The organism is Pseudomonas sp. MDT1-16 (assembly GCF_054898115.1).
Genome location: NZ_CM142717.1, coordinates 2,795,297 through 2,820,410 on the forward strand (window position 1 = coordinate 2,795,297; position 25,114 = coordinate 2,820,410).

Here is a 25,114-nt window from a genome sequence, read left to right on the forward strand (position 1 = left end):
CAACTCATGCGCGACGTTTGTCGGTCGGATTCGTGCGCTGTACCTCGGCAAAAATCTCGGTGATCGGTCGGCGCGGCTGACGTTTGTGCAGGGAGCGAACGTGCGCGCTCAGGCGCAGCAGTTCTTCGCTCGGCTTCGCCCATTGTCCCTTCGGAAGCGGTTCCGACCATTGGCGCATCGCCTCGGGCAACGCCTGTTGGCCCATTTTCTGGAGACGGCGGATTTCCCATTCGGTCAGGTGGTTGGGAATAGTCCACAGGGTCATGACGTGGTACAGGTACCAGAAGAAGCCGGACACTCGACCACGTTGGCCGTCGCGGATTTGCTGATGCATACGCGCGCGGGCGTTGCGGAAGGTGTGCAGGCCTTCGTGGGGTGGATCGTCGGGGCCTTGCAGGTCTAGCGGGTCCTGAATGGATTTGAGATCGTGGATTTCGTATTCCATGTAACCGCGGATGGCTTCCCAGTGGCTGATGGCCAGGGAGAGGCCGAAGCAGGGGAATTCGACGCTGGTCAGGGTCTCGCCGTGCTGGAAGCCGATGCCCATGCCGTATTGGCGGTGGATGCCGTACTGGGTGGCGCCTTGGGCTTCGATGACCCAGGCCGAGAGGGATTCCCAGGGGACGAAGAGCGGTTCGGTGGCGTCTTCGGGCATGAAGCAGACTTCGCGGCGTTGGCGGTTGAAGCGGGTGGGGATGATGGCGGCGCGTTTGTTGTGGTTATGGTTCCAGACGCCGAGGCCGATGAGCAGGGTTAAACAACTGGTTTGGATTCCGAGCTCAGAAGCGGGAAGGAAAACATCCTCCGCAAATTCCCAGGAATACAGCCAGTCATATCCCAAAACGAGACCGAAAAAAAAACTAAACAATGGGAACAAAAAAACAAACATGCAAGCCAGCGTGAACGGGCCTCCCAGTGTCATTTTCCACATAAATACTTGGGGAGATCCCACCCCGAAATCCATAAACACCTCATTTAACTCACCGATATGCGGACCATGCGGTGGCAACGCTGTCGGCAATGGTAGAGGCGCAAGGTAAGTGATCCTCCCACTGGGAAACGGCTGCACATCTCCCGCTTTTCGGGGTTGTTCCAGGTGCGGTGCAGGCATCGGCTTATCAAGGTTGTGCGGCATGGTCGGCCAGCTCCAGCAGATGGGTTTCAACCAGCAACAACGGTGGATGCTCGGTAACGGATGGAGGGGCCAACGCCGGAAGCGGCCGTCACCCCAAGGGTTCAGGCGAATGACCCGAATGTGAGAAACCCACGCGCCGTTGGCGTTCAAGGTTTGGATACAGACCGCCAGCTCCAGCGTTTCGGAGGCAGGGGTAAATTCGGCATCAGGATCCGATGGATATTGCAGGCATAACACCAGCCGGTCAGGTCCTGCTTGCACGATGCGCAGGCTGTTTGCGACTTCTTCACTGATGACGTCCTTGCGCTCGCGCGGTACACCACGACTGTGGAGAGGAACGGAAAGACGGTGGGCGCCGATCCCCAGGCGATGAGCCGGTTGACCGCTCAGGGGCGGCTGAAAATCATTGAGCTTGAGCCCTGGCAGCACCAGATGGATGTCTTTGGGCTTGGACTTTAACAGTAGGTCTTTCAGCCAGGAGTCATGCTTGTTCGGACCCAGTTGTGCATACGAGGCGTGAAGCAAATAGGCCAGATAGCGTTGGTATTCATCCAGGGTATGGTCGCCGCGATGATCGGTGTCCAGACTCCATGGCGTGGTTTTCAGCCACTTATCGTGGGCGCTGAGGTTGTAACGGTTGAACAGCCAGGTGCCACCCAGTTCCAGCACGGTGAACAGGGCTCCCGCGAGGTTGAAGCGGAAGAATACGGTGGAGAGGCGTGTGCCCGCCGCGGCCCAGGCGGCGGTCCTTGCGGCAGTGTTTTTTGCCATCAGCACGGTGGATCCCGCGTGTAAGGTATGACCAAAGCCATAGGCATTGACGGTCGTCATGCCGGCTGCCCCTGCCGTGGCGAGCGCTGCACTACTCTGAGCTGCGCTATTTCCGCTTCGCGTCGCTTGTTGCCAATTTTTGTGTTGGGTATTGAGGCTGGTCATTGAAGATGCGAGACCAAAGCCGTAGGTAAAGATACCCAAACCGACATGCATTTTCCCCATCTGCACATGCACATTTAGTAACGCATGGCGTTGAAGTCCTGCAACAAGTTCGCTGCTACGTGATTTAAGGGCTGTATCCAAAAGGCTTTGTGCCGCTGTGAATCCAGCAGATCCAGTGGCAGCCGCCGCCGCAAGCAATGGGCCTATAGCTCTCTCGTTTCTAGACTGTTTGAAAGTCTCCTTGAACACTCCCACCAAATTCACCCCCTGCACCAAAAACACCAACAACCCCATCCCCTCGCTCCGAATCAACTTCGCATTCGGCACACTCTGAACCCCCAGCCGAATATCCTTCAACAAACTCCGCACCTCCAACTGCTGCGCCGGCGGAAACACCACCGTCACCCCCGCCCGAGCCTGCGTTGCGCCGTACAGGCGCGCCGACTGATCCGGCAGCTCCGCAATCGGGCTCAGCGCCCCAGCCAACCGGCCTTCAAGTTGCGTCAACTGCCCGCGTACTCGCACGATCTCGCCCTGCAACTCCACCGCCCGTGGCGTCTTGTGCCCCGCCCGGTTTTTGTTGTGGGTGAGCTGGTTGCGTTCGCGGGTCAGGGTTTTCAGATAGTCGCGCTCCCTGAGCAGTTCCTTGAGGTTGGTTTGCAGCGCCGCATGTTCCGCCGGGCTGGCGACAGTAAAGGTCACGCCGGTGGTTTTTGCCGCATCGAGTATCCGCCCCGACAAGGCTTTGGGCAGACGACTGAACAGCTCGTCTAGGTCGGGGATTTTCTCTGCCGACAGGTCGAACCCTTCCAGCGCCCGGCTCAGGCCCAGGTTCAGCGCCGGGCTGAGGCTGTGCTGCGCCGCGTCCGCGACAGCGCGGGTATGCTCGGGCAGGTCGTCGAGGGCCGGCAGGTGCGCTTGTTCGATTTTCTGCAGCTCGCCCAACCAGTGCGGCAGGTTGTTGAACACCCCCATGCCGGCGTTGAACAACGTGGCGTATTGCGCGGCCCGTTCTGGCTGAAGACGCAGGGGCAAGGTGTAGAACAGTGGCCGGGTCAGTTCGGGGTGTTTCTCCAGATAACCGAGGAGGATTTCGCTCGCGTGGTCACTGCGGCAGATGTCCTTGAGGCAGGCGTATTCGGCGGTGAAGGCCTGGTGGAGTTGCTGTCGATCCTGCGCGTCGTAGTACCAGGCCGAGCGATGGAAGCGACCGGCACATACCATCATCGTACGGTCAGCGGTGATGCGTTCGAGCAAGCGGTTCCAGCGACCAAGGTCGTCACGATGCTGAAACAGCGCCGCGTCCATGGCCGGGCGGTCGATGAAATCATTGACCCCGCGCTTACCACTGAAGCTGGAGCCTTCGAGCACATCCACGATGCGTTTGTTTTGCTCTTGGCCGAGCTTGATCAAGGTATCGAGGTGACGTTCGACGAAATCGTCGGGGGCGACCTTGAAATGTTGGCGCGTGTAGTAACGGCGGTCTGCATCGTCACTGGCGCGACTGTGGGCGGTGAAGTCGGGTGTGGCGCCCTGGTACTTGGCGAATTTGAACGCTTCGGCATGCGCTTCTTTACGCGCCTGCTCCAGTGCCGGGGGCACGGGAGCGTCCAGCGATTCGACCTTGCCGCCCTTGTTCAGGTAATCCAGCAAGGCTTTGCGGGTGTGCTCCCGATCCGGTTCGGGCAACTGTTCCAGATCGTCAAAAAGCGCCTGGACTCGCGGATCGTTGCTGGCCTCGGCCAGGTTGCCGATATCGGCCGGACTGAGCTGGCTCAGGGACTCGATAAAACAGGCCAACAGGTAATCGCGTTCGTTATGGTCGGCATTGCTCCAGTTGTCGACCCAGCCGACCACGGTGTCCTGATACTCGGCCAGGTCGCGCAGCACGCCGAGGTCGTCGTGCACCACAAGGAACAGGGTGTCGTCCTGATAAGCCGGGCGCACCCGCCCGAGAAACTCGCCAATGTGCGCCTCGCGAAAGCGCCGCGGTTGTTCCCATAAGTAGGGTTCACGTTCGTGCTCGGGGGCATCGCTGACGTGCACCGTCGGCATTAGAACGGCGTCCGACGGCGACTCGGTGTCCTGTTCCGCGCGGTCTTGCGCGGCTTGCGCCTGCCGGGCCGGATCGGTCGCAATCTCCGCCAGCCACTGTTTGCCTTGCGCGACCGTCAGCAGATGCTCGCCACCGGTTTGGCAATGCACCGGGCCGAGATCGACGGCCTGCATGAAGTGTTCGCGTTCCTCGCGGCTGTCAGTGACTTGAGCGCATTTGGCCACCGTCCACTGCACTTCGGCGAAGGTCACATGCAGCGTGCTGCGTCTTGAAAACACCAGAGCAGGACGCTCTTCGATGGGCGTGCGCTGATCGTCGGCAACCTTGGCGCCCTTGTGCAGCAAGGCGCTGACCAGTCCGTTAAGTACTTGATACTCGTGCAGATGGCCGGTCACGCTGTCGATGACGTACAACCAGCCATCGCGCAGCATGCGAATGCCCAGCGGGCGGGTCGTCAGGGTATACGGCAGCTTCAGTTCGGCACTCGGGTCGAGGGGCTTTTCCACCAGTCCGTAACGCAAGGGCAACAACTGCACGTGGGTTTGGCGCAAGGGGCAGGCACCGGGTGAGCCGATGGCGGTTTTGGAGGCGGCGGCCGCCGCGAGGTCGGCAGGGTGTGGCTTGTTCATGGACGACCTCGTTCATTTGCCCATTGGCGGGCCAGGTCAGCGGCCAGTACGATGCGCTCGCCGATGGGTTGCAGGGAGGGGTTATGCAGCAATCGATTGATTTCGGGATGCTGGCCTAGGGGAGATCCGTCCAGCCGGGCCATGACATTGGCGTAATAGAGCAGCCCGGACGGGGCATCCAGGCCCAGGGCGCTGGCTTCGGCCTCCAGTTGTTCGAGCATTGGCCAACGTTCAGACACGCTTTCGCCGCGAAGGAGTTCGGGGAAGTGCCTGAGCAGATGAGCGTCGAGTTCGAGCAATACGCGACGCCGATCAGCATGGTCCAGCGCCGAATTCTGTTCTGCGCTCAGGCGATAGGGCGTTAGCAATTCAGGGCACTCGGCCAGCCGGGGTTGGTGCTGTTGCCAATTAACCTCGACACCGTCGGCGGTTACCACACAGGACAGAGGCCCAAACAATCGCTGATCGCCGCTGCCAAACAGTGCCTGCGCCACTGCCGCATCGGCCAGGCGCAGGACCACCGGCAGACCTTCGGGCAATTCAACGGTCAGCAGTTTGCGTAAGTGTTGGGCGACGTCATGCGCAGGAGCGGTGCTGAACAGCATCACGCCCCACTCTTCGTGCGCCTGTTGCAGATAGAACTGAAAAATCGGTTCGTCAGGTTGTTCGATCGCCACCAGCAGCGGTGAGATATCCCGCAGCGCAGTGAACGGCGCACAGTCATACAGCGCGACGGTGGTGGCGCCGGGACTCAGTTGTTTCAAGCGCTCCGGCAAATCACTCAAGGTCGCACCGTCCAGCAACAGGAAAGCCTGTTGCTCGCTCCAGGGCAGGTCTTCAGGCAATGAGGTCAAAAGCTTCATGCTTGAGCGGCCTCGCATATCAGGCAGCGAGAAGCGCGGGTTGAAATCAACGCATGGCGTTGCTGGATCGCATCGAACGTCACTTTCAGCAGGGGCAAGGCTCCCGGCATCAGAGGCTCGGCGGGTAGACCCACGGTCGGGGCGCCGCCCACTAGAATCGGCACACTGCTGAAAATGCCTTCCGGCCCCAGCGTCAGCCAGTGACCGCCAGCCTGGACTGACAGGCGCGCTCCGCCATCGATGACGACTTGCTGCCCGGCGCCCAGGTGAATTTGGTGGGTGGCATTGAGCAGGTGATTGGTGGTTCGGACGTGGCGGTCGCCGTGAACCAACAGATGATCGTCCTGTTTGAGTTCCGTCAGGCGGTTGCCGTGGGTCAGGTGCTGTTCTTCGCCACGCAGGTCATGGCTGGCGATACCGCCGACCACCACGGTGCGTTGGTTATCGACTTGAATGCGTTCATCATTGAGCACGAGTTGGACGAAATCGCGCTGGGCACGCAGGGCTATTTCCTCTGAGCCTGCTCTGTCCTCGATGCGCAGTTCGTTGTATCCACCACCGCCGGGGCTGCTCTGGCTACGGAAAATGCTGCGAGTGTGCTCGGCGGGCAAATCCAGTGGCACGGGGGTTGAGGCGTTGGGCATACAGCCAAGGACGAAGGGTTTGTCGGGGTCGCCGTCGGTGAATCCCACCAGCACTTCCATGCCAACCCGAGGGATCAGCACGCTGCCATAGCGGTCATGGGCCCAACCGGTAGCGACCCGAAGCCAGCAGCTCGATTGTTCGCTGTGCTGACCCTCTCGGTCCCACGGCAGTTGAACCTTTACCCGACCGTATTCATCGCAGTAGATCTCTTCACCGGGCGGGCCGGTGACGACCGCCTGCTGGTTGCCCGTCATTTTGGGTTTGGGGTGTTCAAGGGCCGGTCGGAATATCACGTCCCAAGGAGTGGCGACGAAGTGGTTACGGTAGCCCTGACTGAAACCATCCTGCGGACTACTGTCGGTGATTGACTCCTCAAGCACTTGGGGTTGCAGGCCAACATGTTCGACTTCAGTCAGAAGCCACAGGCCATTGCGGTCAGCGCGTGGGTGTTCGGTCATCTCGACAAAATGGCCGCTGCGCAGGGCGCACTGATCGCTACGCCCTTCGGCTTGCTGGTAATCGGCACGGTGGCGTTCCAGCGCCAGATTGGCCAGATGTTTACCGCGCTCACGATGGGTGAACTGACCTGGGAATCCATAATCCTCAAGGTGCGGCAGCAGCGGGTTTTTAGTCTCGCTGTCGAGTTGCAGGCGCGGTTTCTCGAAGTCGTAATCACGACGGCTGACGTGGGTCGGGCGGGTTTCCAGTCGCAGCTTGAAACGGTCGATCACCGGCGCTCCGGCGACCATGCCACTGCCTGGCCTGTACGCGGTTGACTGGGAGGGTTTCGAGAAGCTGGTTTGATCGTCGCCGAACACCAGCACATGCCCATCGGCGCTGTGCTCAAAATGAAAGTGCAGGCCTTCTTCCTCACACAACCTTTGCAGGAAATGCAGTCCGGTTTCGTACTGCACGCAATACAGCCGTGGCCGGTACTCGGCGCTGAGTTGGAAGCGCCAGGCATCGGACTGCATTCCTTGGTCTTTCAGTACTTTTGCAATGATCTGCGGCACGGTCAGGTGCTGGAAAATACGCTGATTGTGGCAGTGGGTGAGGTAGGCGAGTTGGGGCACCAGGGTCATCTGATAGCGGGTCAGGCGTTTGCCTGAATCGCCTTGGGCGGCTCCAAAGATCTGCCCGTGAATGCCGGCGCCGTCAGGACCGAAGCTCAGAAAAGCCGAGCGATGCAGCAGAGAATCGAGGTCCAGGTCGGGGCGTTCGCTGACCAATTCGAGTTTGACTTCGTAGGGCTGGTTAAGCGCTTCCTTGGCGCGGAATTTGAGTACCTGAAGGTCGTGGGAAAAACCGTCAATGTCGAGTTTGAAAGCGACCTGCTTGGCATCGCTGAGCATCCACATGTCCCTGTGTCTATTTGTAAGCACGGGACTTTGCGTGGATCTACCAATCGGCGCAGTCAGACGAATCGATATTTAGCGTAGGACGCTTCCGGTAATCCGGATCGAGGGGAACACGTTCCTTAGCCACAGGTAAGGCGCCCGGCTTCTTGAAACGAAGACCCGACCAGAACCATCTGGCTTTCTTGATCGCCATCAAGCAGGTTTCAACCCTTCGCTTCCTATCATGGACACGCCTAGCAAAGAGGAAGCGACCATGTCAGACACCTTCACCAAAGGCATGGCCAGGAATATTTACTTTGGGGGAAGCATCTTCTTCTTCCTGATATTCCTGGCTTTGACCTATCACACGGAACAGACCTTTCCAGAGCGCAGCAATGAAGCGCTGTTAACCGAATCAGTGGAGCGGGGCAAGTTGGTCTGGGAGCAAAACAACTGCATCGGCTGCCACACGTTGTTGGGTGAGGGCGCCTACTTCGCGCCTGAGCTGGGCAACGTGTTCCAGCGGCGCGGCGGGGAGGCGGGCTTCAAACCCTTCCTGCATGCCTGGATGAAAATGCAGCCACTGGGCGTACCGGGCCGGCGCGCGATGCCTCAGTTCAAATTGAGTGACCAGGAGGTGGATGACATCGCCGAGTTCCTCAAATGGAGCTCGAAAATCAACACCAATGGCTGGCCGCCAAACAAGGAGGGCTAAGCGATGAGCATTGCTAATCCGCATCTGAAATTCGCCTCGCAAGCCGTGGCCAAACCGTACTTCGTGTTTGCCCTGATCCTGTTTCTCGGTCAGATACTGTTCGGTTTGATCATGGGCCTGCAATACGTGATCGGAGACTTTCTCTTTCCGATCATCCCCTTCAACGTGGCGCGGATGGTGCACACCAACCTGCTGATCGTCTGGATATTGTTCGGCTTTATGGGGGCTGCCTACTACCTGATTCCGGAAGAGGCCGACCGCGAATTGCACAGTCCGAAGCTGGCGATCATCCTGTTCTGGGTGTTCGCCGCCGCGGGTGTGCTGACGATTCTCGGTTACCTGCTGGTGCCGTATGCCGGCCTGGCGAAGCTGACCCACAACGAGCTGCTGCCGACCATGGGTCGAGAGTTCCTCGAACAGCCGACCATTTCCAAGATGGGCATTGTGGTGGTGTGCCTGGGCTTCCTCTACAACATCGGCATGACCTTGCTCAAAGGGCGCAAGACCACCGTCAGCATGGTGATGATGACCGGGTTGATCGGGCTTGCGGTGTTCTTCCTGTTCTCCTTCTACAACCCCGGCAACCTCGCCCGCGACAAGTTCTACTGGTGGTGGGTGGTGCATCTTTGGGTAGAAGGCGTGTGGGAACTGATCATGGGGTCGATGCTGGCCTTTGTGCTGATCAAGATCACCGGTGTAGACCGGGAGGTCGTGGAAAAATGGCTCTACGTGATCATCGCCATGGCGCTGATAACGGGGATCATCGGTACCGGTCACCACTTCTTCTGGATCGGTGCGCCTGAGGTTTGGTTGTGGGTCGGTTCAATCTTCTCGGCACTCGAGCCGCTACCCTTCCTGGCGATGGTGATTTTCGCCTTCAGCATGGTCAAGAACCGGCGCCGGGACCACCCGAACCGCGCTGCCACGCTGTGGGCCAAGGGCACCACGGTCACCGCGTTCTTCGGTGCCGGCGTCTGGGGTTTCCTGCACACCCTGGCTCCGGTCAACTTCTACACCCATGGTTCGCAACTGACGGCGGCTCACGGTCACCTGGCCTTCTACGGTGCTTACGCGATGATCGTGATGACCTTGATCAGCTACGCCATGCCGAAACTGCGCGGGCTTGGCGAGGCAGCGGACGAGCGTTCGCAGCAACTCGAGATCTGGGGTTTCTGGCTGATGACTCTGTCGATGGTGATGATCACGCTGTTACTCACCGCTGCCGGTGTCGTGCAGATCTACCTGCAACGCTGGCCGGTGGATGGCGTCGCGTTACCGTTCATGGCCACTGTCGATCATTTGCAAGTGCTGTTCTGGGCTCGTCTGGGCGCCGGTCTCGGTTTCTTCGCAGGGCTGCTCTGCTACCTGTTCAGCTTCAAGCGACGGGTGCCAGTGGGGATCACTGCGACTGCCGCCTCCGCTGTTCGTTCGTGAGTCAATAACATCCCGGAGGAGGACGGCCCGGCTGGTACAGCGGGCCGTTTCACATTGGTTTTCAGAGGGGAAAAACCATGGCCTTTACCGTCGAACTGGAAGAGTGGGTCGGCAGTGTCTGGCATCGCTTCATCACCCGCCGCGCCAGCCCGGACTTTCCCGAGGCCCGCGTCGAACTGATCAACCAGCAGCGACCGCTGGCGCTGCTGTTTCGCGCCATGGGCGGCGCCAGTGGCATCGGTGTCGAAGCCGCCAGCGACCGCGATCTGCTGTTGCGGCGCAACGTGCTGCAGCAGATCGCCGGCACCTGCAAACAAGTGCCATTGGCGTGGTGCGACGAGACGAACCTTCGCCTGCCGTCGAGCCTCGCGGTGTACCCGGATGCCGCGTTGAATCAAGAGCTGTATCGCTGGCTGGCGCTGCTGGCGGCCCAGGCCGGGCAGATGCGCCACTGGGGGCGAGATAATCAACGCTGGACACAAATCCTTTTACAACGTTACCCGGCGTTGCGTTCGCGCTACGAACGGCTGGTCGATGCTCATCTGCAATTGCGCCCGGATCCCGCCTCGTTGAAGGGCGGCGAAGCGGCGCTGGAGCGGGCCTTGCGCCAGGCACTGTGCGACCCCGGCAGTGTCGAACATTTTCCCCGCAGCGAACGGGCGGCCTGGCCGCTGCCGCTGTGGTTGTATCCGCCGCTGCACCTCGCAAGCCCCCAAGCGGGGGATCTCGAAGAATCGCAAGACGCGGAAGATCATCTGGCCACCCCTCCCGGCGAACAGAAAAGCGGACGCAAGCGCGCCACGCGGATCGATGAAAGCACCAGCAAAGGAGGGCTGCTGGTAGTGCGTCTGGAAAACCTCTTCAGTTGGAGCGAACACGTCGATCTGGATCGCTGGTCGGACGACAGCGAAGACCCGGACGCCGCCAGGGTCGCCGACGACCTGGACGAATTGACGCTGTCGCGCACCCGTCTGCGCAAGGGCGGCGGTCTCAAGCTGCACCTGGATTTGCCGCCCGCCGATGTCGACGATATTCCCCTGGGCGAGGGCATCAAGTTGCCGGAGTGGGACTATCGCAAACAGCAGATGCAGGACGGCTTCGTCAATCTGCAAATGATGGTGCCCCGCGACAGTGAGGCACAACCATTGCCGCCACGACTGAAGGCTTCGGCGCTCCGTCTGCGCCGCCAGTTCGAGCATTTGCGCAATGACCGTCAATGGTTACGCCAGCAACCTCAAGGGTCTGAACTGGACATGCAGGCCTGGCTGGACTTTCACGTTGAACGCGAGCATGGCCAGTGTGCGGAACGAGGTTTGTTCATGGAACAACGACAGACACGCCGCGACCTGGCGTGCCTGTTGCTGGCCGACGTATCGATGTCCACCGACGCCCACTTGAACGATGAGCACCGGGTGATTGATGTGATTCGCGACAGCTTGCTGCTGTTCGGCGAAACCCTGTCGGTGCTGGGCGATGATTTCGCCCTGTACGGGTTTTCCTCGCTGCGTCGTCAGCAAGTGCGCATGCAGGAACTCAAGTCCTTCACCCAGCGATATGACGACAACACCCGAGGTCGCGTTCAAGGGCTTAAACCGGGTTATTACACGCGCATGGGCGCCGCCATTCGCCAGGCCACCCAACTGTTGGGCAAGAGCAAACGACGCAGCAAACTGTTGCTGCTGCTGACGGATGGCAAACCGAATGATCTGGATCTGTATGAGGGACGCTACGGTGTTGAAGACACCCGCGAGGCGGTGCTGGAGGCGCGGCGTCAGGGGTTGACGCCGTTCTGTATCACGATTGATCGCGAAGCCGGGGATTACCTGCCGTACATGTTCGGCGCCAATGGCTACACCTTGATCCGCCAGCCCGAGCAATTACCCCTGCGCTTGCCACAGTTGTATCGCCAGTTGACGCAACCTTGAGGCAGACTTCCCCTGTAGCAGCTGCCGAAGGCTGCGTTCGGCTGCGAAGCAGTCGTAAAAACCATTCACCGCGGTGTTTCAGGAATACCGTGGGCTCAGGATTTACGACTGCTACGCAGCCGAACGCAGGCTGCGCCAGCTGCTACAGGGGATTTGTGCAGTCTTCAGGAGATGCTGCGTGGCAGCCAGAAAAACATCGTCACGCAGAAGATCGTCAAACCGATGCAGAACCCCATGAATCGGCGCAGTCGACGCTGCGCCGCATGTGCGGCCAATACCGGCAGGGGCATGCCACATTGGCTGCATTCGGATTCCTGTGGTGGGTTGGCGTGTTGGCAATACAAACAGACGGGCATGGCGCTCACTCGAACTGTTCCAGGCGCAGACGATCAAGAATGGCGATCTGGCGACCGTCCTGCGTGATGATGTTTTCATCGATCAGGCGACGGATGATCCGCGAAAAGGTTTCCGGCTGGATCGACAGATGCCCGGCAATCAGTTGCTTGGCCATCGGCAGTTCGAATTGGCTGTCAACGGTTTGCTGGCGCACTAATTGAGTCAACAGATAGCGCACGACCCGGTGGGTAGCGTTTTTCAGTGACAGGGTTTCGATTTCGTTGACCCGCTGATGCAAGCGAACACAGAGCTTGCCGAGCAGTGCAAAGGTCAGTCGGCTATTGCTCTGCAGGAGGCGCATGTAGGTGTTGTTGGATAACCGGTAGAGCTGAGTGGGGCAGATCGCCTCGGCCGAGGCCACATAGTTCGGGGTGTCCATCAGCATCATCGCCTCGGCGAAGGTTTGCCGATCGCTGATGACCTCAAACACTTTTTCCTGCCCATCCGGTGTCAGTCGGTAGATTTTCACCGCCCCGGCAATTATGAAATAAAACGAGTCAGCCGGCTCACCCTGGCGGAACAACGGCTCGCCTTTGTCGATACTCAGCAAGTGGCTGGTACTCATTAATTCATCCAGCTGTTCTTCGTTCAACGGCTCGAACAAATGATGACTGCGCAGAATCTGGTGATGGACGCGATGAAGCACCATAAGAATTCATCCTAAAGGTTGAGAAGGGGGCGGCTATCAAGTCAAACGAGGCCTAGAGAGACGCCGCTGGCCAACGCCAGGACCGAGGTCAGCACCACAAACCAGGCCAGTGGCTGGATGACTTTTTTCATGATGACTCCTAAGGATCGAGAGGGAGCAAGGTTTCTTTGATTCCCGTAGCTTGAGCAAAACGCGGGCCATGCCTGGAAGTCCTTGTTTAGTGGGGTTGTTAAACAGAAGGGTAAAAAAGACCATGAGCGTTAGGGTTCAAATGACCACTAAATGGTCATTTGAACCCTGAGTGGATGACCACTACGGGGGATGAGAGCCTGCCCCGGCGCAGAGCGTCAGCGGGGCACGCCCCTTGCACACTTGATCTGCGACAAAGGCAATTGATCGCTGATACCCGATGATTGACCCACGTATTGACCTCGGCGCTTGCGGGTGAGCGCCAGGTCAGCAGCAAGGTAAAGGAGTGGCTTTATGCAAGTGCTTGACCGCCGTAAAGCGATGGCAATCGCGCCGCTGTTACGTCTGGCCTTTCGGCCGTTCTTCCTCGCGGGCTGCCTCTTGGCCGTGCTGGCCATTCCGCTTTGGCTGGCCGCCTTCAGTGGTGCGCTTTCCGGCTGGCAGCCGGCGGGTGGGTGGCTGGGCTGGCATCGACACGAATTGCTGTTCGGATTCGGTTTGGCGATTATTGCGGGCTTTCTGCTGACGGCCGTGCAGACCTGGACCGGTCGCCCCGGCATCAGCGGGCAACCGCTGGCCGCGCTGGCGTTGCTGTGGTTGTTGGCGCGTGTAGCCTGGTTGGTCAATGCACCGTGGCCGGTGCTTGCGGTGCTGGAATTGGCGTTTCCGCTGGCGGTGGCCGCGCTCATGGGGTTCACCTTGTGGAAGGTGCGGCAGACACGTAACTACCCGATTGCAGTGGTGTTGCTGTTGTTAGCGGCGGCCGACGGATTGTCCCTGTACGGCCTGGTCGAAGGTCATGAAGGCTGGCAGCGTCAAGGCGTGCTCACCGGTCTCTGGCTGGTGGCGGCGATGATGGGGTTGATCGGTGGGCGGGTCATTCCGTTCTTCATCCAGCGCGGCCTCGGCAAGGTCGAGGGCGTTGCTCCTTGGCCCTGGCTGGATTGGCTGCTGCTGGTTGGTTCACCCCTCGTGGCCTTGTTATATGCCGCCGGACCTGCGCTTGAGCCCACTCTCTGGGTGGGCCTGTTGTTCGCCGTGTTGGCCGCAGCGCATCTAGTGCGTCTGGTGCGCTGGCATGATCGCGCACTCTGGCGCGTGCCGTTGCTGTGGTCGTTGTACCTGGCTTATGGCTGGTTGGCGGTGGCCTGTCTCGGGATGGCGCTGTGGCATTTCGGCGTGCCGATGAACCCGAGTCTGGCGGTGCATTGCCTGACGATCGGTGCCATGGGCGGACTGGTGTTGGCGATGATCGCGCGGGTTAGCCTGGGGCATACCGGCCGAGCGCTGGAGCCGCCGTCGGGCATGACCCTGGCGTTCATTCTGCTCAACCTGGCGTGCCTGAGCCGGGTCGTGTTGATCTTGTTCTTTCCCTTGCCTGCGTTGTGGCTGGCCGGTCTGTGCTGGGCGCTGGCGTTTGCGCTGTACGCCTGGCGCTACGGGCCGATGCTGCTGCAGGCCCGGGTGGACGGTCATCCGGGATAAGCACGCGAACTGATGGAGGCTGCCGGTGATGTATCCCTTTTTACTGGTCACCCACTTGCTGGCGGCGATTGCCTTCATCGGCACGCTGTTTTTCGAGGTGGTGATCTGGCACCACGCCCGCCAGCCGTTGGCGGCTACCGCGCAAACGACGGCGGATCAGGCAATCGCAGTGCGTTCGCGCAAGGTGCTGCATGGCGTGGTGTTGCTGTTGTATGGCGCCGGCATCAGCCTGGCGTGGCAGCACCGTGGCGTATTGAGTCAGCCGCTGGCCAGCAGCTTCGGCACGTTGCTGAGCCTGAAGATCGTCTTGGCCCTGAGCATCATCGGCCATTACTTCCTGCTGGCGTATTGGCTGAAAAGCGCACGATTGACCTCGACCCGCGCCCGCTGGATTCGCCGCAGCATCCTCGGGCACATGGTGTTGATCGTGATCCTGGCCAAGGCCATGTTTTATTGGCACGTTTGATCGCACGCCGTCCCTGACAGACAAAACCCGCGTCAACCGGTTGGCTGGCGCGGGTTGGGTGTGACCGGCAATCGATCAATGGCGAGGGTTCAGGGCGTTAATGAACAACACGTTGTTTTCCAGATGGATGTGTTGCATCAGGTCATCTCGAAACTCCAGCAGCCCACGATAAAGGGCACGCCAGGTGTTACAGGCATCGGCAGGCGGGGTGATGTTGTGGGTCAGCGCGAGCAGCCTCTCCAGCGCTTCGCCATGTTGATCATGTTCAAAACGCAGCACCTGGATCGGCGGAGCGGCCTGAGGGCCGATGCCCTGCTGCAGCATCGGGAAGAGCACTTGTTCTTCCTTGAGCATGTGGCCTTCGAGTTCTTGCTGAATGTCCGTCAGGAGGTCGGCCAGTCCGTTGGGGCAGCTGCTGCGCGCACCATGGACCTGCTCGACACGACGGGCCAGGCGGATCAGTTCCGGTAGCTGCTCGCGGTGGCGGGCGTGGTAGCGCGCCAGAAGGTGGGCGATCAACAGCTCCGACGGTTCGTTGCGCCAGTCGTGTTGCGTTTCGCCAGTGTCTTGCAGCCTGTGCAGCGCATCGGCAATCAGCACCGGATCGAGCGCTTTGCCAAGGGCCGCTTCACGCAGGCTTTTATGCCCGCCACAACAGAAGTCCAGTTTGAAGGTGTGGAAAATCCGGGTGGCGCCGGGAATGTCGCAGGCCAGTTGGCCAAGACTTTGTTCCAGTAGGGTCAGGCTCATCAGGGTTCCTTGTTTGGATTTCAACGGTTCCCCAGGCTTATTGCATCCGGCATGCCATATTTAACGTATTGAAAAATATCGATTAATTTTTAGTTGTGGTGATAGACACCCTGACGCTTTAGGGTGAATCCAACCATAGAGGGTAATTACTACCATGCTGCGTGAAAGCCTGGCGGCCGACCTGATTGTCGAGTTGCCCAATGCTGTGCGGTTGCAACGACTGGTCCAGACCCTGCGCGAGTACTTCAACAGTGGCGCCGTGGGATTGCTGCGTCTGGATGACGACAGCCTGAGGCCGGTCGCGACGGTGGGGCTGGTGCATGAAGCGTTGGGGCGCCGGTTCGTCATCGCCCAGCATCCGCGGCTGGCGGCGATCATGGCGTCGCGCGAACCCACTTGGTTCGAGCCCGACAGTCGCCTGCCGGACCCCTATGACGGCTTGCTCGACAACCACGTCGGCGAACCGCTGCCGGTGCATGACTGCATGGGCGTGAGCCTGTATGTGGAGGGTCGGATCTGGGGCGCTATCACCCTCGATGCGCTGCATGCCGGGACCTTCGACAGCCGTGCGCGGGAAGAGCTCAAGCGCTGTACCTTGCAGATCGAAGCCGCCGTGCGGGTGACCCGGCTTGAGCAGGAAAACCGCAGCCTGCGCTTGTCCCGCAGTGACCAGCAAGACCTGCGGATGCCCATCGATGAAGGTGAGATCCTGGGGCAGAGTGAAGTGTTGCGGCAGTTACTCAATGAGCTGGACGTATTGGGCGACTCCGATTTGCCGGTGTTGCTGTTGGGCGAGACGGGCGTCGGCAAAGAGCTGTTCGCCCGGCGCTTGCATCGTCTTTCACGTCGCAGCCACAAGCCGCTGATTCAAGTCAATTGCGCTGCCTTGCCGGAGTCTCTGGCAGAGAGTGAATTGTTCGGCCATGTCAAAGGCGCCTTTTCCGGCGCCACCAGTGACCGTGCCGGACGTTTCGATGCCGCCAACGGTGGCACGCTGTTTCTCGATGAAGTCGGTGAATTGCCATTGGCCGTGCAAGCGAAACTGCTGCGCACCCTGCAGAACGGCGAGATCCAGCGCCTCGGCGCCGACAAGCCGTTGCATGTCGATGTGCGAATTATTGCAGCGACCAACCGGCACCTGCCGGACAGCATCCGCGACGGCTTGTTTCGGGCCGATCTGTATCACCGGCTCTCGGTGTATCCGGTGCCGATTCCGCCCCTGCGCGAGCGGGGCAACGATGTGTTGATGCTGGCCGGGCATTTCCTTGAGCTCAATCGGGCGCGGCTCGGCCTGCGCGGCTTGCGTCTGTCGCCGTCGGCTGAGCGCTCGCTGCTGGCTTATAGCTGGCCCGGCAACGTGCGAGAGCTGGAACATGTGATCAGTCGAGCCGCGTTGAAGCAGCTCAGTCGCGGCACGAGTCGTACCCTGATCATGACGCTGGAACCCGAGATTATGGATCTCGACAGTGCCATGGGCGGGCAGGGCGCTGAGGTCGAAAGTCCCCTGGAGGATACGGCTGATACGCCGTTCCAGCCCTTGGGCGAAGCGGTTGACGATTACCAGCGCAAGAAAATTCTTCAGGCCTTGAGCCTGTCCGGGGAAAACTGGGCCAGCGCCGCGCGGTTGCTGGAAATCGATCCCAGCAACCTGCACAAACTGGCTCGGCGTCTGCGTCTCAAATAAAGGTGGGCATGCTCAGTGTTGATGGTGGTCAAGGTGGTGTTGCGCAGTGCCTTGCACACTGTGCAGAACCTTCTGGAGATCACCGTTATGCCCCTTTCCCTGGCACAAATGCGCCGCAACTACACCCTTTTTGGCCTGCAAGACGAGTCTGCGCTGAACGACCCGCTGGCGATGTTCCGGCAGTGGATGCAACTGGCCCGCGACCTCGAGTGCCCGCCTGTCGAAGCCAACAGCATGGTGTTGGCGACGGTCGACAGTGAAGGGCGCCCGCACTGCCGGGTCCTGCTGCTCAAGGGCTTTAGCGATGAAGGCTTTACCTTTTTCGGCAATTACCAAAGTGACAAGGGCCAGCAGCTGGCCGCTAACCCGAATGCCGCCATGACCTTTTTCTGGCCGGGGCTGGAGCGTCAGGTGCGTATTGAAGGCCAGGTGTCCAGGCTCGCCCCGACGCTGTCGGATGCGTACTTCGACTCCCGTTCGCTGGACAGTCGTTTGGGCGCCTGGGCTTCACCGCAGAGCCAGCCGTTGGCCAATCGGGCCGCGCTTGGATCGCTGTTGAGGGAAACCACCCAACGCTTCGCCGGCAAGACCGTCCCGCGGCCCGAACATTGGGGCGGTTATTGTCTGCAGCCCGACCGTTTGGAGTTCTGGCAGGGCCGTGCCGACCGCTTGCATGACCGTCTCGATTACCGTTTGCGCGATGGCGTATGGCAACGCAACCGCTTGGCGCCTTGAGGGATACTGCCCCGACGAGGTACCTCCTTGGAGGAATAGGCTCGCTCGCCATTCCGGTTCAGGCTTTGGGCCATACCCTCATCTACGGGAAGGCTTGGATATGGCCCATTTGGCGCAACGCACGTTTGAACCCCTGAACATTGCCGTGCTGACCATCAGCGATACGCGCACCTTTGACACCGACACCTCGGGGCAGACCCTGACAGATTTGCTGCAAACGGCCGGGCATGTGTTGATCGACCGTGATCTGGTCAAGGACGACATTTATCAGATTCGCGCGAAGGTCTCCCACTGGATTGCCGACCCCAAGGTGCAAGTGGTGTTGATGACCGGCGGCACCGGTTTCACCGCTCGCGACAACACGCCACAAGCGGTCCTGCCGTTGCTGGACAAACACGTGGAAGGCTTCGGCGAACTGTTCCGTCAGGTATCCCTGGCGGAAATCGGCATGTCCAGTCTGCAGTCACGAGCATTGGCCGGGATGAGCAACGGCGTGCTGGTGTGCTGCGTGCCCGGTTCGCCGGGAGCGTGTCGAACCGCCTGGAACCAGATCCTGCTCGAACAACTGGACAGTCGCACCGGCCCGTGCAACTTCGCCCCGCATTTGAAACCGCAGGAGCAGCGGGTCGTTGACGCCTGCGAGACACGCTCATGACCGGGCGGGTGTGCGACCTCGGCCATTTGATGCCCGTGGACGAGGCCATCAGCCGTCTGCTGGAGCAGGCACCGCCGCCGCCCCTGATGCAAAAGATCGGTCTGGATCAAGCCTTGGGGAGGGTTCTGGCGGCGGACATTCATTCCCCGGTGAACTTGCCGGCCTGGGACAACAGTGCCATGGACGGTTATGCCCTCAGGGCCGCTGAGCTGTCACCGGAAGGTGGCTATTTGTCGATTGGCGGACGAATTGCGGCAGGAGATTCGGCGTACTCGCCCTTGCTCGCGCAGCAGGCGGTGCGGATTTTTACCGGCGCACCATTGCCACCGGGTGCCGACACGGTGGTGCCGCAAGAGCGTTGCCGAATCGAGGCCGAGCGTGTTTGGTTCCCGCCCGTAAACGCTGGCGATCACGTGCGCAAGGAAGGCGAGGAAGTTCGTCGAGGCGATCTATTGCTCAAGGCCGGCAAGCGGCTGCGCGCGCAGGAAGTGGGGTTGCTGGCCGGCGCAGGCATTGCGCGGATCGAGGTCTATCGACCGTTGCAGGTGTGCTTGCTCAGCAGCGGCAATGAACTGCGTGAACCGGGCGATCCGTTGGCGCCCGGACAAATTTACAACAGCAATCGTTACTGCCTCGCGGCGTTGTTGAGCGGTTGGGGCGTCGAGGTGCATGACTATGGCGTCATGGCCGATGAGCTGGCGGCCAGCCGGCATGCCTTGAGCCTGGCGTCTTCGGAGTGCGACCTGCTGTTGAGTTCCGGTGGCGTCTCGGTCGGTGAGGAAGATCACCTCAAACAGGCCATTGAGGAACTCGGCAGCCTGAATTTTTGGCGACTGGCCATTCAGCCGGGTAAACCGCTGGCCTTTGGCGAAGTGGCCGGCAAACCCTGGATCGGTATGCCGGGCAATCCTTCGGCGGCGCTGATTACCGCGTTGGTGGTGGTGCGTCCGTTCCTGCTTAGGGCTCAAGGCGTGAAAGACGTGTTGCCGGTGCCAATGGCCGTGTCCGCCGGGTTCGACTGGTTGCAGCGCAACAAGCGCCGGCAGTACCTGCGGGCAAGGCTCACTCCTGACGCTAACGGCCAGTTAAGCGTGGAGCTGCACCCTCAGCAAAGCTCCGCCATGCTGAGCGCTGCGTGTTGGGCTGACGGGCTGGCGGTGATCGAGTGCGAGCAGCAAGTGCTCAAGCACGACAAGGTCATGTTCCTGTCCTTCGCCGACCTGATGCATTGATGGCAATTGATTGCCGTCAAGGCTGGGCCTGCCGGTCTCGCTAGACTGGCAGCGCCTTTTTCGATCGCTGCGCCACAGGCATCGATTGATGGTCGAGACGCGTTTTTCCATGAGGATTACCCATGCAACTGGTTTGCCCGGCAGGGAACCTGCCTGCGCTAAAAGCGGCGGTGCGCGAAGGCGCCGATGCCGTCTATGTCGGTTTTCGCGATGACACCAATGCCCGGCATTTCGCCGGGCTGAACATGGACGACAAACAGTTCGACGCCGCGGTCTCCCACATCCGCCAGCATCAACGCAAACTCTACGTCGCGGTCAACACATACCCGCAACCCAAGGGCTGGGAGCGCTGGCAACGCGCGGTCGATCGGGCCGCCGATTTCGGCGTGGATGCGCTGATTGCCGCTGATCCTGGGGTGCTCAACTACGCCAGCCAGCGGCATCCGCAACTCGCGTTGCACCTGTCGGTGCAGGGCTCGGCAACCCATGCCGCGGCGCTGGAGTTCTATGCGCAGCGCTACGGGATTCGTCGCGCGGTGCTGCCACGGGTGTTGTCGTTGGCGCAGGTGCGCCAGGTCGCCGCGAGTAGCCCGGTGCCCATCGAAGTCTTTGGCTTCGGCAGCTTGTGCATCATGGCTGAAGGGCGTTGCCATCTGTCTTCCTACATCACCGGCGAGTCGCCGAACCTGTGCGGTGTGTGTTCGCCAGCCAAGGCGGTGCGCTGGAGTGATGACGCTGATGGCTTGAGCGCACGGCTCAGTGAAGTGCTGATCGACCGCTACACCCCTGACGAACCCGCGGGTTACCCAACCCTGTGCAAAGGCCGCTTCCTGGTCGGCGGCAAACGCTTTCATGCGCTGGAAGAACCCACCAGCCTCGACACGCTGGACTTGCTGCCGGAACTGACGGCCATCGGCGTCGAAGCGGTAAAAATCGAGGGCCGCCAACGCAGTCCGGCCTACGTCGAACAAGTCACCCGTGTCTGGCGCGCGGCACTGGATGCCCATCGTGGCTCGCCGGACAGTTTTCGGGTCAAGGAGGAATGGCGGCGGGTGCTGGCCGGTTTGTCCGAAGGCAGCCAGACCACCCTGGGTGCTTATCATCGATCATGGCAATGAGGGAGGCGACATGAAGCTCAGCCTTGGACCGGTCCTGTTTTATTGGGACAAAGAGCAACTCAGTCACTTTTACGCCGAGATGTCGGCCTTGCCCCTGGATGTGATTTATCTGGGGGAAACCGTGTGCTCGAAACGCCGGGCATTTTCACTGGATCAATGGCTAGGGCTGGGGCGCGAGTTACAGGAATGCAGCCAGGCACAGTTGGTGCTCTCCAGCTTGACGTTGATCGAAGCGGCGTCCGAACTCTCCAGCCTACGTCGGCTCTGCGACAACGGCCAGTTGCTGGTGGAAGCCAACGACATGGGCGCGGTGCAGTTTATGGCCGAGCGCAAGTTGCCTTTCGTGGGTGGTCCTGCTCTTAATCTGTACAACGGTCATACGCTGGCGCAGCTGCTGGACTGCGGGATGACGCGATGGGTGCCGCCCGTGGAATGTTCGGCGGCGCTGATTGGCGATGTACTCGAACAGGTGCGCGAACTGGGCCGTGAGGTTCCGGAAGTCGAGATCTTTGCCTATGGGCATTTGCCCTTGGCCTATTCCGCACGCTGCTTTACGGCCCGGGCGGAAAACCTGCCCAAGGACGACTGCCGGTTTTGCTGCCTCAACTACCCCGACGGCCTGGCACTGACCAGTCAGGAAGGGCAGGCGCTGTTCACCATTAACGGTATTCAAACGATGTCGGCCGAGGTGACCAATCTGCTGGCGGATTACGCCGGGTTGGTAGCTTGCGGTGCCGACGTGTTGCGTCTGAGCCCCCGCGCTCAGGGCATGGCCGAGGTCATTGCCGCCTATCAGCGGGTTCGACTGGGCGAGACACCGCCGTTGTTCGTCGACGGTTGCAATGGCTACTGGCATGGCCAGGCCGGCATGTTGCGCGTCGAGGAGGTCGGCCTGTGTTGAACCGAAAAAAGTGGCTGTTGAAGGGCGCCGACCGGTTACTGCCGTTGGTACGCCGGGTGCCCTTTGCGGTGCAGCGCCTGGCGTTGCAGCAGGCGCTCAATCGCTGCCTCGCCGAGCCGTTGCGCGATGGCGAATTTGAAGTGTTGCGCGGGCGCTGGTTATGCCTGCGGATCCCGGATCTCGGCTTGTCCTGGTACTTGACCCTGAGCCGTGAGGGGTTGCGAATTGCCGAGCACGCCACGGCGCACGTGACCATCAGCGGCAACTGGCGAGAGTTTTTATTGCTGGCCAGCCGTCAGGAAGACCCGGACACGCTGTTCTTTCGCAGACGCCTGGTGATCGAGGGCGATACGGAGTTGGGGTTGGCGCTGAAGAACCTGATCGACAGCCTTGATCCTGATGTCTTGCCTGTGTGGCTGTGGCGCAATCTGGAGCGGGCGGGGAAGGGCTTGGCGGCAGGATGACCAACACTGATCAACTAATGAAATGGGCGATCTGCGAGGCGGCGACTCGCCCAACGATGCGCTTATTTCAGCTCCAAAAAACCTTTTCACTCACCCACTCATCGAACCTGCTGAGCAACACCACCAAACGTGATTTAATACCCGCCTTTCACATTTGCGGGACAGGGAAGCGGTACTTTCACGGCCAAAAGTCGCCCGCCATCCACCCCCATAACCCTTAAGTATTCTTCGCATAAGGCTGTCATGGACACGGGCTCACGACTCAAATTAGTACGCGAAAGCTACAAACTGTCCCAGCGCGAGCTGGCCCGGCGTAGCGGCGTCACCAATGCCACCATCTCTCTGATCGAACAGAATCGCGTCAGTCCCTCCGTCAGCTCCCTCAAAAAACTGCTCGAAGGCATCCCCATGTCCTTGGCAGACTTCTTCACCTTCGACCAACCGCCCCGCGAGCATCAATACGTGTTCCGCGCCAATGAACAGCCGGATCTCGGCCGTCATGGGCTGCGGTTGCTGCTGATTGGCGCTTCGGTGCCGAGTCGGCAGATGCGGCTTTTGCGCGAGCAATACGCGCCTGGGGCGAGTTCGGGGGAAGAGCCGATTGTGCACTCGGAAGGGGAGGAGTGTGGGCTCGTCACCCGTGGCACGGTTGAGCTGACGGTTGATGGGCAGATTAGTGTGCTGAATGCTGGGGATGGGTATTACTTTCCGACGACGCTGCCGCATCGGTTTCGGAATATTGGGGCGGATGAGGCGGAAATCATCAGCTCCAACACCCCGGCTAACTTCTGATCTCAACAACGGACGCCAACCTGTAGCAGATGCCGAAGGCTGCGTCCGCGGCCAACACCAATTCCCAATGGAAACCGCGGCACAGGTTTTTTTCAAAGTAAATAGACTTCACTTCATGACTGGACCCTGCATCCGGCCCCTCGAATGGCTGCCAAGGGTCGATTACTGCCTGTCATGACGGGCAGTAATCGACCCTTAGCTGCCGCTCATGAAGTCGTGTCCCAATAGAAATGGATGTACTCGTCTTCATACTCCGCGAACAGCGAAACGATGAACTCCGTCTTCATTGAGTACATCAATAACGCTCCGACGAAACCGGTCGACTCATGCAGCGGTTGTTTGAGCGGAGCGATCAATTCAAAGTAAGCCTCCAGCCCAGCCACCTTTACTCGGCAGCTGATCTCAACGGCAGCAACTCATCCAGCCGGCTATTCGGCCAGGTCGGTAACTTCTCCAGCGTGTCTTTCAACCACGCACTCGGCTCGATACCGTTCAATTTGGCTGTCGCCAGTAAACTCTGGATCGCCGCCGCCCGTCGACCCGCGCGCTCTGACCCGGTAAACAACCAATTTTTCTTACCGACAGCGATCGGCCGAATGACGTTCTCGACGGGATTATTATCAATGGGCAAGTCACCGCTCAGTGCGTAGCGCGACAGTGCCGGCCAGCGCTTGAGGCTGTAATCCATGGCTTTGGCCAGGCTGCCGCCGTTGGCCACGCCTTGGCGAGTCGACTGCAACCAGTCGTGCAGCGATTGCAACTTGAGGTCTGTTTCTTGAGCGCGCAGTTGTTGCCGCTGTTCTGCGTCGAGTTTCCTGCCGCGCCCTTCAATCTCGTAAAGCTCGGCGATCCTTCGCAATGCCTCTGCGGCCACCGGACTCTGATTGCTCGCATGCAACTCGAAGAATTTGCGCCGCGCATGGGCCATGCAGCCCACTTCCGTAATGCCAAGACCAAACAACGCTTTGTAACCGGCATAGTCGTCGACCACCAGATGACCTTTCCAGCCCTCCAGGAACGCACGCACATACGCACCGCTGCGTCCGGGCTGATAGTCGAACACGGCAAGGCCTGGCCCCTCATCCAGGTCGTTGCTGCGATAGCACCACAGATAGGCGCGTTGGGTTTTTCCTTTGCCGGGATCCAGTTGCTGCACCGGGGTTTCGTCGGCATGCAAAATCAGGCGTTGATGCAGTAACTCACGCAATCGATCGGCCAAGGGCTGCAGGGCAAAACCATAGCGGCCTACCCACTCCGACAAGGTTGAGCGGGCCAGCGTGACGCCGTCACGCTGGGCGATCTGCTCCAGCCGATACAGCGGCAAATGATCGAGATACTTGCTGATCAAGATCCAGGCAATCAAGCCGGGGGCCGCCATACCACCGTCGATGACAGCCGGAGCAACGTCGGCTGAGACAATACTTTCGCAAGGGCGGCAGGCGTACTTGCTGCGAATATGGCGTGGACGAAGAACTTCGCAGGTTCGACATCGAGCTGCTCGGTGATGTCTTCACCGATTTTCACCAAGGCACCACCACACTGGCCGCACGTGCACACTTCGGGTTCGTGATGATGTTCGATGCGCGGCAGATGTTCCGGCAGTGCCTGACGCCCGGCCCGCGGACGCTGAGCCCGCAGTTCAGGCACTTGCACCTCGACTTCAGCCTCAATGGCCGCGCAGTCGGCCTCCATGGTTTCGTGAAACAGATCGCGCTGCTCAGGCGACAGGGCTTCGTTCTTGACGCCGAAACGGATGCGCTTGTAGTGCGCCAGTTCAAGCGTCAGAGCCTGGATTTTCAAGGCGTCGTGTTGAGCCTGGGCACGTAACTTATCGACATCGGCCTTATGTAGAAGCGCAGCCATGATCTGCTCCCGCAGTGCGGGATCAAGGTTCAGGGCGGCGATTTCGTCGGCGATAGGCAT

The 25,114-nt window shown here is 60.1% G+C and carries 19 protein-coding genes and 1 pseudogene; 13 read left to right on the forward strand and 7 right to left on the reverse strand.

The genetic code is table 11. From position 1 onward, the window contains the following. Positions 1-4: 4 nt before the first annotated feature. Genes ACYZT3_RS12755 through ACYZT3_RS12765 form a run of 3 tightly spaced genes read right to left on the reverse strand, consistent with a single transcriptional unit; the run spans position 5 to position 7,616 of the window. Complete coding sequence (locus ACYZT3_RS12755) at positions 5-4,756, reverse strand: toxin VasX (RefSeq protein WP_462032203.1); 4,752 nt, start codon at positions 4,754-4,756, stop codon at positions 5-7. Then, positions 4,753-5,619: a DUF4123 domain-containing protein gene (locus ACYZT3_RS12760; RefSeq protein ID WP_462032204.1), complete on the reverse strand. Its 867-nt coding sequence runs from the start codon at positions 5,617-5,619 to the stop codon at positions 4,753-4,755. The genes ACYZT3_RS12755 and ACYZT3_RS12760 overlap by 4 nt, the downstream gene beginning before the upstream one ends. Further along, complete coding sequence (locus ACYZT3_RS12765) at positions 5,616-7,616, reverse strand: type VI secretion system Vgr family protein (RefSeq protein WP_462032205.1); 2,001 nt, start codon at positions 7,614-7,616, stop codon at positions 5,616-5,618. Before ACYZT3_RS12765 ends, ACYZT3_RS12760 begins: the two co-directional genes overlap by 4 nt. Positions 7,617-7,875: 259 nt before the next feature. Between ACYZT3_RS12765 and ACYZT3_RS12770 the strand changes: the two genes are divergently transcribed. The 3 genes from ACYZT3_RS12770 (at position 7,876) to ACYZT3_RS12780 (ending at position 11,675) form a co-directional block, all read left to right on the forward strand. Further along, on the forward strand, positions 7,876-8,316 hold the full coding sequence (locus ACYZT3_RS12770) for a c-type cytochrome (protein ID WP_008156283.1): 441 nt from the start codon (positions 7,876-7,878) through the stop codon (positions 8,314-8,316). A gap of 3 nt (positions 8,317-8,319) precedes the next feature. Further along, a complete protein-coding gene (locus tag ACYZT3_RS12775; RefSeq protein WP_282381564.1) occupies positions 8,320-9,750 on the forward strand; it encodes a cbb3-type cytochrome c oxidase subunit I in 1,431 nt (476 codons plus the stop codon). A 77-nt stretch (positions 9,751-9,827) separates the two neighbouring features. Then, positions 9,828-11,675 (forward strand): nitric oxide reductase activation protein NorD, encoded by a 1,848-nt coding sequence (locus ACYZT3_RS12780; RefSeq protein ID WP_282381561.1) that lies wholly within the window; start codon positions 9,828-9,830, stop codon positions 11,673-11,675. 164 nt (positions 11,676-11,839) lie between these two features. Here the strand turns inward: ACYZT3_RS12780 and ACYZT3_RS12785 are convergent, their stop codons facing one another. After that, entirely contained in the window at positions 11,840-12,040 is a 201-nt protein-coding gene (locus ACYZT3_RS12785; protein ID WP_282381559.1) for a protein DnrP, read from the reverse strand. Then, positions 12,037-12,720 (reverse strand): Crp/Fnr family transcriptional regulator, encoded by a 684-nt coding sequence (locus ACYZT3_RS12790; RefSeq protein ID WP_282381557.1) that lies wholly within the window; start codon positions 12,718-12,720, stop codon positions 12,037-12,039. The genes ACYZT3_RS12785 and ACYZT3_RS12790 overlap by 4 nt, the downstream gene beginning before the upstream one ends. Positions 12,721-13,203: 483 nt before the next feature. Between ACYZT3_RS12790 and ACYZT3_RS12795 the strand changes: the two genes are divergently transcribed. Both ACYZT3_RS12795 and ACYZT3_RS12800 read left to right on the forward strand, forming a co-directional pair. Further along, positions 13,204-14,394 carry an NnrS family protein gene (locus tag ACYZT3_RS12795; RefSeq protein WP_462032206.1) on the forward strand — a complete coding sequence of 397 codons (1,191 nt, stop codon included), beginning with the start codon at positions 13,204-13,206 and terminating at the stop codon, positions 14,392-14,394. Between the two features lie 28 nt (positions 14,395-14,422). Beyond that, positions 14,423-14,860, forward strand: coding sequence for a CopD family copper resistance protein (locus ACYZT3_RS12800; protein ID WP_282381553.1), 438 nt, complete (start codon positions 14,423-14,425; stop codon positions 14,858-14,860). A 75-nt stretch (positions 14,861-14,935) separates the two neighbouring features. Here ACYZT3_RS12800 and ytfE read toward each other — a convergent pair whose 3' ends face one another. Further along, positions 14,936-15,610 carry an iron-sulfur cluster repair protein YtfE gene (ytfE, locus tag ACYZT3_RS12805; RefSeq protein ID WP_462032207.1) on the reverse strand — a complete coding sequence of 225 codons (675 nt, stop codon included), beginning with the start codon at positions 15,608-15,610 and terminating at the stop codon, positions 14,936-14,938. 154 nt (positions 15,611-15,764) lie between these two features. On the opposite strand from ytfE, the gene norR reads away from it, so the two are divergent. The 8 genes from norR (at position 15,765) to ACYZT3_RS12845 (ending at position 23,191) form a co-directional block, all read left to right on the forward strand. Continuing rightward, positions 15,765-17,294, forward strand: coding sequence for a nitric oxide reductase transcriptional regulator NorR (norR, locus tag ACYZT3_RS12810; protein WP_462032208.1), 1,530 nt, complete (start codon positions 15,765-15,767; stop codon positions 17,292-17,294). Between the two features lie 87 nt (positions 17,295-17,381). Further along, complete coding sequence (gene pdxH, locus ACYZT3_RS12815; protein WP_282381568.1) at positions 17,382-18,029, forward strand: pyridoxamine 5'-phosphate oxidase; 648 nt, start codon at positions 17,382-17,384, stop codon at positions 18,027-18,029. Between the two features lie 100 nt (positions 18,030-18,129). Further along, positions 18,130-18,684, forward strand: a complete 555-nt coding sequence (moaB, locus tag ACYZT3_RS12820) for a molybdenum cofactor biosynthesis protein B (RefSeq protein WP_282381547.1) — start codon at positions 18,130-18,132, stop codon at positions 18,682-18,684. Beyond that, on the forward strand, positions 18,681-19,916 hold the full coding sequence (locus ACYZT3_RS12825; RefSeq protein ID WP_462032209.1) for a molybdopterin molybdotransferase MoeA: 1,236 nt from the start codon (positions 18,681-18,683) through the stop codon (positions 19,914-19,916). The genes moaB and ACYZT3_RS12825 overlap by 4 nt, the downstream gene beginning before the upstream one ends. Before the next feature lie 122 nt (positions 19,917-20,038). Next, the gene (gene ubiU, locus ACYZT3_RS12830; protein ID WP_462032210.1) at positions 20,039-21,034 is read left to right on the forward strand and encodes a ubiquinone anaerobic biosynthesis protein UbiU; all 996 of its coding nucleotides are present in this window, start codon (positions 20,039-20,041) and stop codon (positions 21,032-21,034) included. A gap of 10 nt (positions 21,035-21,044) precedes the next feature. Continuing rightward, positions 21,045-21,935, forward strand: a complete 891-nt coding sequence (locus ACYZT3_RS12835; protein ID WP_282381541.1) for a U32 family peptidase — start codon at positions 21,045-21,047, stop codon at positions 21,933-21,935. Further along, the gene (gene ubiT, locus ACYZT3_RS12840) at positions 21,929-22,399 is read left to right on the forward strand and encodes a ubiquinone anaerobic biosynthesis accessory factor UbiT (protein ID WP_282381539.1); all 471 of its coding nucleotides are present in this window, start codon (positions 21,929-21,931) and stop codon (positions 22,397-22,399) included. Before ACYZT3_RS12835 ends, ubiT begins: the two co-directional genes overlap by 7 nt. 243 nt (positions 22,400-22,642) lie before the next feature. Beyond that, positions 22,643-23,191, forward strand: coding sequence for a cupin domain-containing protein (locus tag ACYZT3_RS12845; protein ID WP_282381537.1), 549 nt, complete (start codon positions 22,643-22,645; stop codon positions 23,189-23,191). Between the two features lie 385 nt (positions 23,192-23,576). On the opposite strand, the pseudogene tnpC reads toward ACYZT3_RS12845, so the two are convergent. Beyond that, positions 23,577-25,114, reverse strand: a pseudogene (gene tnpC, locus ACYZT3_RS12850) (IS66 family transposase).